Annotated in this window: 12 protein-coding genes; 8 read left to right on the top strand and 4 right to left on the bottom strand. The window is 73.7% G+C overall.

What is annotated here, in order from left to right; translation table 11 throughout:
- Nucleotides 1-128: 128 nt before the first annotated feature.
- Complete coding sequence (locus MVA48_RS01150; RefSeq protein ID WP_246984818.1) at nucleotides 129-1,763, bottom strand: helix-turn-helix transcriptional regulator; 1,635 nt, start codon at nucleotides 1,761-1,763, stop codon at nucleotides 129-131.
- A gap of 303 nt (nucleotides 1,764-2,066) precedes the next feature.
- Here MVA48_RS01150 and MVA48_RS01145 point away from each other — a divergent pair, with 303 nt between their 5' ends.
- From MVA48_RS01145 to mgtE, 3 genes are all read left to right on the top strand, one after another.
- A complete protein-coding gene (locus tag MVA48_RS01145; RefSeq protein WP_371821174.1) occupies nucleotides 2,067-3,533 on the top strand; it encodes an HNH endonuclease signature motif containing protein in 1,467 nt (488 codons plus the stop codon).
- 86 nt (nucleotides 3,534-3,619) lie between these two features.
- A complete protein-coding gene (locus MVA48_RS01140) occupies nucleotides 3,620-4,549 on the top strand; it encodes an oxygenase MpaB family protein (protein WP_246984810.1) in 930 nt (309 codons plus the stop codon).
- Between the two features lie 69 nt (nucleotides 4,550-4,618).
- Nucleotides 4,619-5,950, top strand: a complete 1,332-nt coding sequence (gene mgtE / locus MVA48_RS01135; protein WP_246984808.1) for a magnesium transporter — start codon at nucleotides 4,619-4,621, stop codon at nucleotides 5,948-5,950.
- Between the two features lie 269 nt (nucleotides 5,951-6,219).
- Here mgtE and MVA48_RS01130 read toward each other — a convergent pair whose 3' ends face one another.
- Nucleotides 6,220-6,570 carry an STAS domain-containing protein gene (locus MVA48_RS01130; RefSeq protein WP_246984806.1) on the bottom strand — a complete coding sequence of 117 codons (351 nt, stop codon included), beginning with the start codon at nucleotides 6,568-6,570 and terminating at the stop codon, nucleotides 6,220-6,222.
- A gap of 80 nt (nucleotides 6,571-6,650) precedes the next feature.
- Between MVA48_RS01130 and dtd the strand changes: the two genes are divergently transcribed.
- Both dtd and sigB read left to right on the top strand, forming a co-directional pair.
- Nucleotides 6,651-7,082 (top strand): D-aminoacyl-tRNA deacylase, encoded by a 432-nt coding sequence (dtd, locus tag MVA48_RS01125; protein WP_246984805.1) that lies wholly within the window; start codon nucleotides 6,651-6,653, stop codon nucleotides 7,080-7,082.
- Nucleotides 7,083-7,353: 271 nt separating this feature from the next.
- Nucleotides 7,354-8,346 carry an RNA polymerase sigma factor SigB gene (gene sigB, locus MVA48_RS01120; protein WP_305852277.1) on the top strand — a complete coding sequence of 331 codons (993 nt, stop codon included), beginning with the start codon at nucleotides 7,354-7,356 and terminating at the stop codon, nucleotides 8,344-8,346.
- A gap of 91 nt (nucleotides 8,347-8,437) precedes the next feature.
- Here the strand turns inward: sigB and MVA48_RS01115 are convergent, their stop codons facing one another.
- Together MVA48_RS01115 and MVA48_RS01110 are read right to left on the bottom strand one after the other, a co-directional pair.
- Entirely contained in the window at nucleotides 8,438-11,047 is a 2,610-nt protein-coding gene (locus MVA48_RS01115) for a bifunctional acetate--CoA ligase family protein/GNAT family N-acetyltransferase (RefSeq protein WP_246984803.1), read from the bottom strand.
- A 111-nt stretch (nucleotides 11,048-11,158) separates the two neighbouring features.
- Nucleotides 11,159-12,340 (bottom strand): acetoin utilization protein AcuC, encoded by a 1,182-nt coding sequence (locus MVA48_RS01110; RefSeq protein ID WP_246984801.1) that lies wholly within the window; start codon nucleotides 12,338-12,340, stop codon nucleotides 11,159-11,161.
- A gap of 162 nt (nucleotides 12,341-12,502) precedes the next feature.
- On the opposite strand from MVA48_RS01110, the gene MVA48_RS01105 reads away from it, so the two are divergent.
- The 3 genes from MVA48_RS01105 (at nucleotide 12,503) to MVA48_RS01095 (ending at nucleotide 15,484) form a co-directional block, all read left to right on the top strand.
- Complete coding sequence (locus MVA48_RS01105; RefSeq protein ID WP_246984799.1) at nucleotides 12,503-13,240, top strand: metal-dependent transcriptional regulator; 738 nt, start codon at nucleotides 12,503-12,505, stop codon at nucleotides 13,238-13,240.
- A 583-nt stretch (nucleotides 13,241-13,823) separates the two neighbouring features.
- Nucleotides 13,824-14,816, top strand: coding sequence for a TolB family protein (locus tag MVA48_RS01100; protein ID WP_246984798.1), 993 nt, complete (start codon nucleotides 13,824-13,826; stop codon nucleotides 14,814-14,816).
- The gene (locus MVA48_RS01095) at nucleotides 14,816-15,484 is read left to right on the top strand and encodes a S9 family peptidase (protein WP_246984796.1); all 669 of its coding nucleotides are present in this window, start codon (nucleotides 14,816-14,818) and stop codon (nucleotides 15,482-15,484) included. The genes MVA48_RS01100 and MVA48_RS01095 overlap by 1 nt, the downstream gene beginning before the upstream one ends.
- The last annotated feature ends 12 nt before the right edge of the window (nucleotides 15,485-15,496 follow it).

Genomic DNA, 15,496 nt, shown 5'->3' with positions numbered 1-15,496 from the left:
TGCTCCCGCGCTCCCGGTCCGGCGGCCGTCCGGCCGCCCTGACCGACGCTAGGACGGCTCCGGATCCCGGCGCTTCGGTGTGATCACCCATCCGCGCGCGACGGCATGGGTGTTCCTACGCACGGCAGTCAGACCAGGCGGTGCTCCACGGCGTACCGGGTGGCAGCGGCCCGGGAACGAACGCCGAGCTTGGGATAGAGGTTGGACAGGTGCCGCTCCACCGTCCGCCGGCTGATCGTGAGGGTCGCTGCGATGTCGGCGTTGGGCAGACCGTCGGCGAGCAGGCGGAGAACCTCGCCCTCCCGGGCGGTCAGCTCGGCCTGGTTCCGGGCCGCCGGAGCGTCGTCGTCCGGCCAGGCGGGTCGCGCGCGCAGCCGGTGCAGCACCTCTACCGCGGACCGTTCCTCCAACTCCGCGCTGACCCGGTCGCCCAGGGCGCGGTAGCAGCGGGCGAGCAGCTTCCCGGTGCACGCGGCCTCGTAGGGCGCGCCGAGCTCGCGCCACCGCCGGCAAGCAGCCTGCAACGGCGAGAGTGCGTCGGCCGGGACTCCGCGGGCCAGCGCCACGGCGCCGGCCGTGGTGCCCGCCAGGGGGACGACCAGGGACTGCGGCCACACTCGGACCAGCTGGGTGAGCTGATCCGAGCGCCGCTCAGCCTCCGGGATGTCACCGGCGGCGCAGGCGATCCGCACGGCCGCCGCCAGCAACCGGGCGCGGTGGTGCAGGTGCCCGTCCGGCAGGGCCATCATCGCCGTGCGCACCGCGGCGCCGGCCGCGGCGACATCCCCGCGGTCCAGCTGGACGAGAGCCAGACCGGGGTGCGGGTCGGCGCCGCGCCGGTGCGCCTCCGCGAAGGCCGTCTCGGCCCCGGCCCGGTCCCCGGTGAGCAACCGCAGGTCCCCGCGCAGCGACCACGCCGCCCCGACAGTCTCTTGGCACAGCTCGCGCAGTTCTCGGCAGGCCTGTTCCAGCGCAGGTTCCACCCGCTCCCACTCGCCGGCGAGCTGCCAGATGCGGGCCCGATGCACCCGGCACGCTCCGCTGAAGAGCACCGCCGCGGGCAGCGAGTCCAGCCACTCCTCGGCGTCGGCCAGCCACAGCCGCATCCGGGCGACGTCGCCGACCTGCTCGGCAACCTCCATGGCCAGGCAGAACGTGTTCCCCACCCACTCGGGCGCCATCGACGCGGCATCCAGACTCACCATCGCCTCGTCGAGCAGCGTCATCCCCTGCCTGACCTGACCCGCGCCGACCAGGGCGTACCCCTCGGCGACGAGGGCGACCAGCGCCAGCGTCCGGTCCGCGTGCCGGCGCGACAGCGCCACGAGGTCGCGGGCTGCGGCCAGCACGTCCTGCGGTGACGCCTGCGCCAGGTTGTACTCGACGTCGCGGTAGAAGGCGACATACCCGTGTACCGGGGACTCGGGCACGGCGCGGAGCAGTCGGTCGGCCCGGTTCATCCAGCCGGAGCCGAGCGGAAGCTGCCCGAGGAGCAGGTGGTACACCGCCACGTCGAGGGCCGCTACGGCAGCCTCCTCGATGCGACCGGCGTCCAGCAGTAGCCGGTGCGCCCGGGCGACGAGGCGGACGGACTCGCCCGCCCGCCCACACCACCAGTGGGCCTGCGCCGCCGCGAGAAGGTCGTCCGGGGCGGTCAGCAGTCCGTCCTGGGTCGCGCGAGCGAACGCCTCCCGGGCTGCGGGCCAGTCACCCGCCCGGTAGGCCGCCCGCGCGGTGTCCAGCACCGGCCTCGCCGTGGCCATTCCGTCAGTGTCGACCTTCGCGGCGTCGTACGGCCATGCCGTCGTCGCGGCGGCGTCGAGAGGCTGCCTGCAGGAGCTGTCAGCTCCCTCGACGCCAGCGCCGGCCGAGCAGCGTCCCGGTCAGCAGCGCGAGCGGGTCACGGCCGAGCAGGTCGTCGACGCGGCGTCCTGGGCGATGCGGAGGGTCGGCACGCGGGCATCCTGCCCCAACGACCGGCCGCATGATCCGACGCCCGGTGCCGCTCGTGCCCCCGGCCGTTCGCCTCAGGCTTTTCTGTCGTACCCCCGCCCTACCGTGTCGGTGTGCCCCGGATCTCCGGTTCCTCCCTCGTCGAGGACGTGCTGATCGACTGGTCGATGGACCAGCCGGTCAGCACCTCGCGGCTGCCGGTCTCCGTGCTGTCGAAGGAGCAGGTGGCCGCAGAGCTGCGGCGGCACCAGAGCAGGCAGGCGATGGCCGCCGCCTACGAGGCCGAACTCATCCTCCGGCTGGCCGAGCTGACCTCCGCCGAGCACGACCCGCCGGCCGGTAGGCCGGGGGCGCGTGGTGACCGCTGGTCGGCCGCGGACGACGCGGTCGGCGTCAGCGAGTTCTTCGCCGGAGAGCTGGCACTGGTGCTCAACCGCGGCCGCGGCACGGCCAACCACCTGCACCACCGGGCGCAGGTGTGGCGCGACAAGCTGCCCGACACCGAGGGCGCCCTGGCCCGAGGGGAGCTCGACGTGGCGCGGGCGGCGGCGCTGGCCGACGCGCTCGGTCACACGAGCCCCGAGCTGGCGCGGGCGGTCGAGGTCCGGCTGCTGCCGGAGGCCCTGGAGCTCTCCGTGTCCAAGCTGCGCGCCCGGGCGCTGGAGCTCCTGCTGGAACTGGACGCCGCGGCCGCCGACGCGCGCCGAGAGGAGGCTAGGCACTCCGCCGACGTCTTCCTGCAGCCGGGCCAGGACGGCATGGCCACCCTGGGCGCGGAACTGCCGGCCGACGAGGCGGCCGAGGCGTACGCGCAGATCGACCAGCTCGCGAGGATGGCCAAGGCCGACGGTGACGCGCGGCCGATCGCCCGGATCCGCACCGAGCTGTTCTCCCTGCTGCTCCGCCGTCCCGGAGGCCCCGACCAGCACGGTGTCGCCGCCCATCTGACGGTCACCGCCGTCCTCGGCTCCCTCGAGGGCGCGGGAACCCGCGCGGGGTCGGTGAACGGGCTGGCGATCACCGCGGCACACACGCGTGACCTGCTCGCCCGCATCGGCGCCCTCGGCCTGCAGACACCGCAGGACGGCAGCTTGACGTTCGCGATCACCGATACCGACGGCAGGCTGCTGGCCACCACCACGGTGGCCGAGCTGCTGCGGGCGGCCACGCGGGGCTGCGCGGAGCATGACACCGGAGACTGCGGCTGCCCGGTGCTCGGCGTTCCTGGGAGCACCGATCGCTATGCGCCCTCCAGACGGCAGGAGACGTTCGTCAGGACGCGGGACCGCACCTGCCGGATGCCCAACTGCGGGCAGCGGGTGGGCTGGGCCGACCTCGATCACGTCGTCCCGCACTCCTGCGCGGGTGAGACGGCGTGCACCAACCTCTGCTGCTTGTGCCGCTCGGATCACCGGCTGAAGACCTTCGCCCGAGGCTGGCGCTTCGTCATGGACCCCGACGGGACCCTGCACGTCACAACCCCCTCGGGGGTCACCCGGACGAGCAGACCACCGGGCCTGCGGAAGCCTCCGCCGGAGCCGCCACCGGGAGAACCGGACCACGACCCCCCACCGTTCTAGCTCGACGAGACGCTGCCGCACGACGACTCCGCCGCGGCCCGGAGCCACGATCTGCCGGATCGCCGCTCGCCGTCGACCATGGGGACGTGGTGCACCCGCTGACCGGCCTGCCCGACCGCATACGGACGGCGTTCCGCGCGCGCGTCTCCGGAGATCCCAGCGGTGCCCCGGACTGGGTGCGGGACATCGCTCGAGTCGGCACGGGACCTGGGTGGTTCGAGCCCGACGGCGTCGTCTGGCGGGTGCACGGAGACCTGTCGACGCTGATCGGCGGGGTGGCCGCACTCCTCGGGCAGGGCGCGCATCCGCTGGCGCTGGCCGGTGTCCAACGCCACTCGGCCTACCGCGAGGACCCGTGGAAGCGCCTGGCCGGCACCGCGCGGTGGCTGGTGGTGAGCACGTTCGGGTCCGCCGAGCTGGCCGAACGCGAGGCCGCCCGGGTCCGCGGCATGCACCGCCGGGTCCGCGGCACCACGGACGACGGGCGTCCCTACTCCGCCGGTGACCCGGAACTGCTGCGCTGGGTCCACCTGGCCTTCACCGACGCGTTCCTGGCCGCCCAGGCCGCCGTCGGCCGGGACATGAGCCGCTTCGGTCCCCGGTGGCCCGATGCCTACGTCGGGGAGTGGGCCCGCAGCGCGCAGGCGCTCGGGGCGGCCGACCTGCCCACCACGGAGTCCGAACTGGCCGAGGCACTGGCGGAGTACGCCCGCGTCCTCGAACCGGTGCCGGCGGACCTGCTGTCCTTCCTCTCCGCCCCGCCGGGGCTCAGCGCCGCGGAGCAGGTCGTGTACTCGGGCCTGTCCGGCGGGGCCGCGCTCCTCGTCTCCCCCACGATCGCCCCGCTGGCAGGCGTGCCGGGCCGGGCCGGACGCGGGCTGCCCGAGCGCGGCCGGCTCGCGGTGAGCCGGCTGCAGCTGCGGGCGATGAACCTGGCGCTGGGTGGGACGAGCCCCTGGGAGCAGGCCGCCCGATGGCGGCTCGGCGTGGGCCCGCCGCCGGCCTGGGCCGCCTGAGCCGGGGCGGGCGGCGAGCAAGCTCCTCCCCCGGATCGGGCCGCCGTCCCCCTGCGGTAGACAGGGCGGGTGCCCGCCCCCACCGACCTGAGCCAGCTCGCGCGCAGTGGGGACCTGCGCCGGCTGCAGGACGCGCTGGGCGACCTCGACGTGCCGGCGGTCGTCGACGAGCTCGGTCGGGCCGACCCCGCCACCCGCGCGCTGGTGTTCCGCGCGCTGCCCAAGGACAGGTCGCTCGCCGTCTTCGAGGACCTCGAGCCCGCGCTGCAGGGCGAGCTGCTGCGCGGGCTGCGCGCCGAGGCGACCAGCGACCTGATCACCGGGCTGGACCCCGACGACCGGGCCGAGCTGCTCGACGAGCTGCCCGCCTCCGTCGCCGCCCGGCTGCTGTCCGGCCTGAGCGCGCGCGAGCGGGAGATGACCACCGCACTGCTGGGCTACCCACCGGATTCGGCGGGGCGGCGCATGACCCCCGAGGTGGTCGACCTGCCGGTCGACGTCTCCGTCGGACGGGCCCTCGAGCTGGTCCGGGCGGGCGAGCCGGATGCCGAGACGATCTACACGCTGCCGGTGACGGGACCGGGTCGCTGCGTCCTGGGCGTCGTGTCCCTGCGCCGGCTCCTCGTCAGCGACGACGACGCCCCACTGCAGGACGTGATGAACGAAGCCGTCGTCGTCCGCACGTCCGACGACCAGGAGGTCGCTGCGCGCGTCGTGCGTGAGCACGGTCTCGTCGCCGTGCCCGTGGTGGACGCGGAGAACCGGCTGGTCGGCCTGTTCACCGTGGACGACGCCATGCGGGTGCTCGAGCGCGAGGAGACGGAGGACATCGCGCGCGCGGGTGGCGCCGAACCCCTGGACCGGCCCTATCTCGCCTCCAGCCTGTTCGCCGTCGTCCGCAGCCGCGTGGTGTGGCTGCTCGTGCTCATCATCGGTGCGACCCTCACCGTCAACGTGCTCGACTACTTCGAGGACGTGCTGGCGGAGGTGGTCGCGCTGGCGCTGTTCGTCCCGCTGCTGATCGGCACCGGCGGCAACACCGGCGCCCAGGCGGTCACGACGGTGATCCGCGCGATGGCGGTCGGGGACGTCCGCTTCCGGGACCTTCCCCGGGTGGTGGGCCGAGAGCTGGTCACGGGCGCCATGCTCGGGGCCCTGCTGGCCGCCGTCGGGTTCGGTCCCGCCGCCTGGCTGGTCGGCGCCGAGATCGCCACCGTCCTGTGCCTGGCACTGGTCGTGGTGTGCGCGCTCGCCACGACGGCGGGTGCCCTGACCCCGCTGCTGGCCCGCAGGATCGGCGTCGACCCCGCCGTGGTCAGTGCTCCGTTCATCACCACGTTCGTCGACGCGACCGGCCTCGTCGTGTACTTCCTCATCGCGCGCGCGGTCCTCGGGCTCTGAGCTCTCCTCGCGGGAGCGGGCCCGCCGTCTCCGCCGCTGTTCCGACGGGCTGTTCCTCCGGGCCCTGCCGGCCTCCGGGCCGGGCGGAGGCGAGCCTTCCGCCCACCCAGACCGGCCCTCCACGCGGGCCGGCACCGCCTGACGACGACCGCGTCACCTCGGTCCTCGCCGGCATGAGCGAGCACCTGCGGGGTCTCCACGTCGCCGAGATCGCGGCGGTGAGCCGGCTCGGGACGCTGCTCGAGCGTCGGCCGGGGTGACCGGCCTCCTCACGCCGTCCCGGCCGACGGCTCGCGCCGGAAGAAGTCGTCCATCCCGGCGAGCTGCAGCGCCCGCTCCACGGGGTGCGACGCCGCCCGCAGCGTCGGCCGCCGTCCGGCCGCCTCGGACGCCTCCCCGCTGAGCAGCATGAGCGCGAGCCCCGACGAGCTGATGAACGTGACGTCACCGGCGTCGATGGTGTCGACGACGGCTGGGCTGCGTCCCTGCAGTCTCCGGAAGCGGGTGGCGACCGCGGTGTCCACGTCGCCGCGCAGGCAGAGCACCCGCCGGCCGCCCTCCTCGTGCTCGATCGTGACGGATCCGGCGGGGGGCCACGACCGACCTGGATCGGAGTCCATCTCCGCCTCCTCGCCAGCTGCGCCGACCGGGACCCCGTACCGGGGACGGTACGCCCACGACGAGCCGGGAGGATGTGCAGGTGCGCGCCGTGGTGAGCCGGGTCAGTACAGCCGCTGTAACCGTCGATGACGCCGTGGTCGGGGAGATCGGCCACGGCCTGCTGTCACTGGTCGGAGTCGGCCGGGACGACGACGTGGCCCGGGCGCACCGGATGGCGGCCAAGATCCACGAGCTGCGGATCTTCCCCACCGACGACGGCGCCCGCTCGGCCGCGGACCTCGGCCTGCCGGTGCTGGTGGTCAGCCAGTTCACCCTCTACGCCGACACGCGGAAGGGGCGCCGTCCCTCGTGGCAGGACGCCGCCCCCGGTGAGCTGGCCGAGCCCCTGGTGGACGCGGTGGTCGCCGAGCTCCGACGACGAGGGTGCACCGTGGCGACCGGCGCCTTCGGCGCCCGCATGCGGGTCTCGTCGGTGAACGAGGGACCGATGACGCTGCTCCTCGAGGTCTGAGAATCACAGCTGCGGAATTCGTGGGTGACGAACCGCCCCCAGTGGGTATTGCGGGTGACGGAAGACACTCCCTGTCCGTTTGCTGTGAACCGGGCGTTCGCGGAACAGCGCCCCCGTCCTCGCCGTTGGACAGGGCGTACCACATCGGACAGAAGAGCGAGCGGCCGGTCCGGAGACCCCGGAGCCCCGCACTCGACGCCTGGATGCGTCGGCGCCGTCATCGGGGACGGGACGGATGCATCCGAATCGAAGGCAAGGACGAAGACACATCGTGACGCTGCTGCAGGCTTCCCCTCAGGACGCACTCGAGGTGCGCTCGCGCTCGACGCGGCGCGACCCCGACACCACCGGCCTGGTGTCGACCGACCTCGTACGCGTGTACCTCAACACCATCGGCAAGACCGCGCTGCTGACCGCCGAGCAGGAGGTCGAGCTGGCCAAGCGGATCGAGGCCGGCCTCTACGCGGAGCGCCTGCTGGCCGAGAAGCAGGGGCTCTCGCCCGCCCGTCAGCGCGACTACAAGACCCTCGCCGTCGACGGCAAGGCCGCCAAGGCCCACCTGCTCGAGGCGAACCTGCGCCTGGTCGTGTCGGTGGCCAAGCGCTACACCGGCCACGGCATGACGTTCCTCGACCTGATCCAGGAGGGCAACGTCGGCCTGATCCGGGCCGTCGAGAAGTTCGACTACACCAAGGGCTTCAAGTTCTCCACCTACGCCACCTGGTGGATCCGGCAGGCCATCACCCGCGCCATGGCCGACTCCGGACGCACCATCCGGCTGCCCGTCCACCTGGCCGAGCAGGTCAACAAGGTGGTGCGCACCCGTCGTCGCATGCACCAGGAGCTCGAGCGGGAGCCCACCGCCGAGGAGCTCGGCCTCGAGCTGGACATGCCCGAGGAGCGCATCACCGAGCTGCTGGAGTACAGCCGCGACCTGGTCTCGCTCGACCAGACCGTCGGCGCCGACGAGGAGTCCCGCCTCGGCGACTTCATCGAGGACGCCGACGCCGCGGTGGCCGAGGACGCCGTCGCCTTCCAGATGATGAAGGGAGACGTCCGGAACGTGCTCAACACCCTCGAGGACCGCGAGCGCGACGTGGTCGTGCTCCGCTTCGGTCTCGACGGGTCGCAGCCCCGCACGCTCGAGCAGATCGGCAAGCAGTTCGGCCTGTCCCGGGAGCGGGTCCGGCAGATCGAGCGGGAGACGATGGCCAAGCTCCGCGACCCGGAGCGGGCCGACGCCCTGCGCGACTACCTGGCGTAGGCGCAGCGACGATCAGGTTCCCTGATCATCGCGGGTCCTCCCTCACCGTCCACGGCGAGGGAGGACCCGTTTTCGTGAGGGGGGACGGCGGTCAGACGGGAGAACGCATCCGACGGGGGCCCGGGTCGACGCGGGCGGTGGGGCGGCCGACGGATCCGGTTCCGCCCGCCACGACCAGCGAGCGACCTCCGTGCCAGGCGTTGGCCGGCCCCACGATGACCGGCTCCAGCCGCAGTTGCAGCACCTCGGGCAGGTCGTCGGCCAGCCGGGCGACGCGCAGCAGCAGGTCCTCCAGCGCCGGGACGTCGACCGGCTCCGACCCCCGGTAGCCGTCGAGCAGAGGGAAGGCTCGCGGAGCGCGGACGAGCTCGGCGGCGTCGAGGTCGGTCAGCGGCAGCGTGCGGTAGGCGCGGTCGCCGAGCAGGTCGGTCGCCACCCCGCCGAGCCCGAAGCTCACCAGGGCGCCGAACGACGGGTCGTCGACGATCTCCACGACCGTGGCTACGCCGGGCGCCGCCATCTCCTGCACGATCACCGGGTCGGCCGACGGGATCGCGGCGAACGCCGCCCGCACCGCGTCGGCGTCCACCAGGTCCAGCCGGACGCCGCCCAGGTCCGACCGGTGCCGCAGCCACGGGGCGGTGGACTTGAGCACGACCGGGTAACCGATCTCGGTGGCCGCCGCGACGGCCGCTTCGGCGTCGCTGACGGTGCGGGTGCCCAGCAGCGGCACCCCGTAGGCGGCCAGCAGGGTGATCAGCTCCTCGTCGGTGAGCTCCCGGCCACCGGGGCTGTCGGCGAGGACCGCCCGGACCAGCTGCCGGCCGGCCGCCTCGTCGACGCCGGGGAGCTCGGGGACCTCACCGACCGGCCGGCGGCGCCAGCGGGCGTACTCGGCGACCTTGGCCAGCGCGATCACCGCCCGCTCGGGCGTGGAGTACGAGGGGACCGAACCCCGGGCCGGCATGCCCTCCTCGTCCGGGACGGCGAGCGCCTCCGGGACGCCCTCGCTGGACAGGAAGCTGGCCACGATCGGCTTGGGTGACCGCACCGAGACGTCGCGCAACGCCGGGCCGTACTCGGCGGAGCCGCTCCGGAGCGGCGGCAGGAACACCGCGACGACGGCGTCCACCCGGTCGTCGTCGACGGCGGCCTGCAGCGCGGCGCGGAACTCCTCCGGACCGCCGCTCACGCCGATGTCGACGGGCGCCTCGTGGGCGAGCTCCAGGCCCTCTTCGAGCACCGCGTCGGCGACCAGGACGCCGATCGCGGTGGAGTTGCCGACCACCGCGACGCGTTTGCCGGCCGGGAGGGGCTGGTGGGCGAGCAGGCCGCCCACGTCGAACATCTGCGCCACCGTCTCGACGCGGATGACACCGGCCGAGGCGAACAGCGCCGCGACCGACTGCTCGGGGACCGCGACCGACGTGCCGGCCAGCCCGGGGATGACGCTGACGTGCCGGCCGCTCTTCACCGCGACCACCGGCTTGGTGCGCCCCACGGTGCGCGCCAGGCGGGCGAACTTCCGCGGGTTGCCGAAGCTCTCCAGGTGCAGCAGCACCACCTCGGTCGCCGGGTCGGTGGCCCAGTACTGCAGCAGGTCGTTGCCGCTGACGTCGGCGCGGTTCCCGGCGGAGACGAACGAGGACAGGCCCAGGTTGCGGCTGCGCGCGTTCTCCAGCAGCGCCACGCCCAGCGCTCCGGACTGGGCGAAGAAGCCCACCCTGCCGCGGCCGGGGATCATCGGCGCCAGGCTGGCGTTGAGCCGGACATCGGGGTCGGTGTTCACCATGCCGAGGCAGTTCGGGCCGACGACCCGCATGCCGGAGGCACGGGCCGCGGCCACCAGCTCCCGCTCGGCGGTCCGGCCCTCGGGCCCGGTCTCACCGAACCCTCCCGAGACCACCACCAGACCGCGGACCCGCTTGCGCCGGCACGCCTCGACGACGCCGGCCACCTCATCGGCCGGCACGGCGAGCACGGCGAGATCCACGTCGTCCGGTATGGACTCGATGTCGGCGTAGGCAGGCACGCCCCGGACGTGCCGGGCGCCCGGGTTGACCGGGTAGACCGGGCCGGAGAAGCCGTAGTCCAACAGGTGGCGGAGCAGCGCGTTGCCGATCTTGCCCTCGTCGTTGCTGGCGCCGACCACGGCGACCGACGAGGGGGTGAGCAGCCGGGCGATGGAGCGCGACTCGCTGCGCTGCTCGCGCTCGTAGGCGACGGCGAGGGCGTCCTCGGTCTGCTCGATCGGGAAGCTGAGGTGGACGACGCCGTCCTCGAACGACCGCTCCGACTTGTAGCCGGCGTCCTGGAAGACCCGGACCATCCGGCTGTTCTGCGCCAGCACCTCGGCGACGAAGTTCTTGATCCCCCGCTCGCGGCCGGCGGCCGCCAGGTGCTCGAGCAGGACCGACCCCAGCCCCCTCCCCTGGTGCGCGTCCTCGACGAGGAACGCGATCTCCGCGTCGTCGGTGCCGGGATAGCGGTCGAACCGGCCGACCCCGATGATCTGGTCGCCCAGCAGCACGACGAACGCCACCCGGTCGACGTGGTCGACGTGGGTGAACCGGTGCAGGTCCTTGTCGGAGAGCTTCTTCATCGGGCCGAAGAAGCGGTAGTAGCGCGTCTGGTCGCTGCTGCGCTCCATCAGCCCGTTGATGCCGTCGGCGTCCTCGGGACAGATCGGCCGCAGGTGCACGGTGCCGCCGTCGGCGGCGACGATGTCGGCCTCCCAGTGCGGCGGCGGCTGAGGCCCCTCTTCAGGGGCCCGCTGCGAGCTTGCGAGCGGTGGGGGAAGAGGGGTCCTTTATCAGTCACGAGGGTCGTCCGGGTCGAGGCCGAAGTAGGGGAAGGACGCGCGGCGGGTCCGCATGACGGCCCGGTCGACGCGGGACTCGGTGAAGGGATCCCACCGGGAGAAGCCGGTGTAGCCGCCCTCGGTCATGTGCGTGGGCGGCCGGGCGCGCAGTCCCCGGCGGACGACGTCGTCGCGCCAGGACTCGGGGATCTCGGTCTGCGGGTCGACCGGGTCGCCGCTCACCTCGGCGATCAGGTGGGTCCAGGCACGGGGCACGCACCGCACCAGCCCGTAGCCGCCGCCGCCCAGCACCACCCAGCGCCCGTCGCACAGCTCGTGGGCCAGCTCGTGCATCGCCCGGTAGCTGGCGCGCTGCCCGTCGACGGTGAGCCCGAGATCGGCGAGCGGGTCCTCGTGGTGGGCATCGCACCCGCACTGGGTCACCAGGATCTGCGGCTGGAAGGCCCGGAGCACGCTCGGGACGACGGCGGTGAACGCGCGCAGCCACGCGGAGTCGTCGGTGCCGTTGGGCAGCGCCAGGTTGACCGCGCTGCCGAGAGCCGTGTCCGGGTCGCCCGTCTCCTCGGGGAAGCCGGTGCCGGGGAAGAGCGTCAGGGGCGTCTGGTGGATGCTCACCGTCAGCACCCGCGGGTCGGTGTAGAACGCCGCCTGGACGCCGTCGCCGTGGTGCACGTCGAGGTCGACGTAGGCGATCCGCTCGTAGCCCTGGCCGAGGAGCCAGGCGATGGCGACCGCGGCGTCGTTGAAGACGCAGAAGCCGGACGCGGCGTCGCGCATGGCGTGGTGCAGTCCGCCGGAGATGTTCACCGCGTGCTGGGCGGTACCCGCGTGGACCCGCTGGGCGGCGAGGACGCTGCCGCCGGTGATCAGCGCGGCGGCGTCGTACATGCCTTCGAAGACCGGATTGTCGGCCGTGCCGAGCCCGTGCCCCACCGACGGGTCGCCGGGCGCCCGCTTCACCGCCTCGAGGTACGCCGGGTCGTGCACCAGGGTCAGCAGGTCGGCGTCCGCCGGCGTCGGCCGGACCACGTCCAGCCGGTCGGTGGTCAGCACCCCCAGGCTGTCGGCCAGCCGCATCGTGAGATCGAGCCGGACCGGGTGGAGCGGGTGGTCCCCGCCCATGGTGTAGCCGAGCAGGGAGTCGTCCCAGACGACCGCGATCGAGTCGCTCACGGGGCCTCCTCGCCTGTCGTGGAACCGGGCCGGAGCACGCGCCCGGACACCCCTCGGACGCTACCTGCTGCCGTTCCGAGGCCGGTTCCGGAGACCACCCGTCCGGCTGACCAGGTCACCAGGGCCTCCCCGTAGACTCGGCGCAGACACGGAGGGATACCTGTGAACGACCTCATCGACACCACCGAGATGTACCTCCGGACGATCTTCGAGCTGGAGGAAGAGGGGATCGTCCCGCTGCGGGCACGCATCGCGGAACGGCTGCACCAGAGCGGTCCCACCGTGAGCCAGACGGTGGCGCGCATGGAGCGCGACGGCCTGCTGACCGTCGAGGGCGACCGGCACCTGCAGCTGTCCGCGGAGGGGCGCCAGCTGGCGACCGCGGTCATGCGCAAGCACCGGCTGGCCGAGTGCCTGCTGGTGGACGTCATCGGGCTGGACTACGCCGACGTGCACGAGGAGGCGTGCCGCTGGGAACACGTGATGAGCGAGGCGGTCGAGCGCAAGCTGCTGACGCTGCTCGGCAACCCCTCGGTCTCCCCCTTCGGCAACCCCATCCCCGGCCTGGACGCGCTGCGCGGCGGCGACGAGGCGCTCGGTGGGGAGACGTCGGTCGTGCTCGACTCGCTCACCCTGCTGAGCACCACCGCGACCGCGGAGGGCCGGACGGTGACCATCCGCCGGATCAGCGAGCAGCTGCAGGAGAACGCCGAGCTGCTGCGCCGGCTCGCCGACCACGGCGTGCGGCCGGGCGCCACGATGGAGGCGCGCCTGGTCGAGGGCACCGTGAGCCTCGACGGCCGGCCGCTGCCCGCCGGCGTCGCCGCCCACGTCTTCGTCACCGCCGCCGACGAGGACCTGACGCCGCTCGAGGCGGCCGCCGACGCCGTCCAGGCGTGACCTCCTGGCCGGAGCCCGGGTCGAGGTGCTGCGCGTCCCGGCCGATGACCCGCTGACCGACGGGCGGCGGGCGGTCGTCGGGCGGAGATTGGTGGTGGGCGACCCGGCGGAGGTCACTAGTGTGGCCCGCGACTCCCTCCCTCCTGCGAGCTTGAGAGAAGCCATCGGTGAGCCAGCCCGCCTCCGCTCCCGGCGCGTCCAGCGACGGCGCCGCCTCCAGCCCCTTCTCCTCCCTCGCCGAGTACGTGGCGATCCCGCGTATCGGCGCGCTGGCACTGTCCGCCGACGGCGCGCGGCTGGCCGTCTCGGTCGTGACGCTCGACCCCGAGAAGAAGAAGTGGCAGTCGGCGCTCTGGGAGGTCGATCCGGAGGGGCGGCGCCCGGCCCGGCGACTGACCCGCAGCGCACCCGGCGAGTCCTCCCCGGCGTGGGCGCCCGACGGGTCCCTGCTGTTCACCTCCGCCCGGCCCGACCCCGGATCGAAGGACGACGGCGACCCGAAGCCGGCGCTGTGGAGCCTGCCGCCCGGCGGCGGTGAGGCGCGTCCGGTGCTGAGCCGCCGGGCGGCATCAGCTCCTTCGCCGTGGCCAGCGGATCGGGGGACGTGGCCGTCGGCTCGTCCACGATGCGCGGCGGGTCGGATCCCGAGGCGGACGAGGAACGACGCAAGAAGCGCAACGACGCCGGGGTGTCGGCGATCCTGCACGAGGCCTACCCCGTCCGGTACTGGGACCACGACCTCGGCCCCGCCGTGCCGCACGTGTTCTGGGCCGGCCAGCTCCCCGCGGAGGAGTCCCCGCTGGGCGGCGAGCCGGTCGGCCTGCGCGACCTGACCCCGGATGCCGGACCGCCGAGCGGGTCGGGCGAGGAGTTCCGGCTCTCCCCCGACGGCCGGCTGCTGGTCCGCGTCGAGGAGGTACCCGACGGACCCGCCGGACGCCGGTCGCGGATCGTGCTGACCGAGACCGCCAGCGGGGAGACCCGGCCCCTCGTCGACGACCCGCTCGCCGACGTGTACGCCGCCCGGTTCTCCCCCGACGGGGGGACCGTCGTGTGCGTCCGGGAGTCGCTGCCCACCTACACCGACCCGCCGGACTACACGCTCCTGCTGGTCGACGTGGCCGGTGGCGCGGCACGGGAGCTGACCGCGGGCTTCGACCGGTGGCCCAGCGCCCCGCAGTTCAGCGCCGACGGCTCGGCGGTCTACTTCCTGGCCGACGACGACGGCCGGCACGCGATCTTCCGGGTGCCCGTCTCGGGCGGCGCGCCGGTCCGGCTGACCGCGGACGGCGCCTACAGCGAGCTGCAGGTGGCGCGGGACGGCAGCGCCCTCTACGCCCTGCGCTCGGGCTACGACACCCCGTCGGTGCCCGTGCGTCTGGACCCGACCGCCGAACTCCAGGACCCGCCCGTGCTGCCGAGCCCCGGCACGCTGGGCCCGCTGCCCGGAACGCTGCGGGAACTGCGCGCCACCGCCTCCGACGGGGCGGAGGTCCAGTCCTGGCTGGTGCTGCCCGAGGGAGCCTCCGCCGACACTCCCGTGCCGCTGGTGCTTTGGGTGCACGGGGGCCGCTGATGAGCTGGAACTCCTGGTCCTGGCGCTGGTGCCCCTGGGTGCTGGCCGCGCGCGGCTACGCCGTCCTGCTGCCCAACCCCGCGCTCTCCCAGGGGTTCGGGCTGGACTTCGTGCGGCGCGGCTGGGGCGAGTGGGGTGGCGCGCCCTACACCGACCTGATGGCCGCCGTCGACGCCGCCGAGCAGTTGCCGGAGATCGACCAGACGCGCACCGCGGCGATGGGCGGCTCCTTCGGCGGCTACATGGCCAACTGGATCGCCACCCAGACCGCGCGCTTCAAGGCGATCGTCACCCACGCCAGCCTGTGGGACCTCGACGCGTTCACGGGGACGACGGACGCGGGCTACTTCTGGGAGAAGGAGTGGGGCGACCCGCTGCACGAGCCGAAGCGGTACGAGCAGAACTCGCCGCACCGCTTCGCCGACGCCATCCGGACGCCGATGCTCGTCATCCACGGGGACAAGGACTACCGGGTGCCGATCGGCGAGGGGCTGCGCCTCTGGTACGACCTGCAGAAGCGCGGGGTCCCGTCGAAGTTCCTCTACTTCCCCGACGAGAACCACTGGGTGCTCACGCCCGGCAACTCGATCGTCTGGTACGAGACGGTGCTGGCCTTCCTGGCCGAGCACGTGCTCGGAGAGGAATGGCAGCGGCCCGAGCTGGTCTGACCGGCCGGCAGC

It is taken from the genome of Blastococcus sp. PRF04-17, from assembly GCF_023016265.1.
Lineage (GTDB): Bacteria > Actinomycetota > Actinomycetes > Mycobacteriales > Geodermatophilaceae > Blastococcus_B.
Note: the sequence above shows the minus strand (reverse complement) of the source record. Positions and strands in the feature narration are given on the sequence as shown.

Coding starts and splice junctions, on each gene's coding strand:
- MVA48_RS01150 (WP_246984818.1), bottom strand. CDS start 1,763: ATGGCCACGGCGAGGCCGGTGCTGGACACCGCGCGGGCGGCCTACCGG.
- MVA48_RS01130 (WP_246984806.1), bottom strand. CDS start 6,570: ATGGACTCCGATCCAGGTCGGTCGTGGCCCCCCGCCGGATCCGTCACG.
- MVA48_RS01095 (WP_246984796.1), top strand. CDS start 14,816: ATGAGCTGGAACTCCTGGTCCTGGCGCTGGTGCCCCTGGGTGCTGGCC.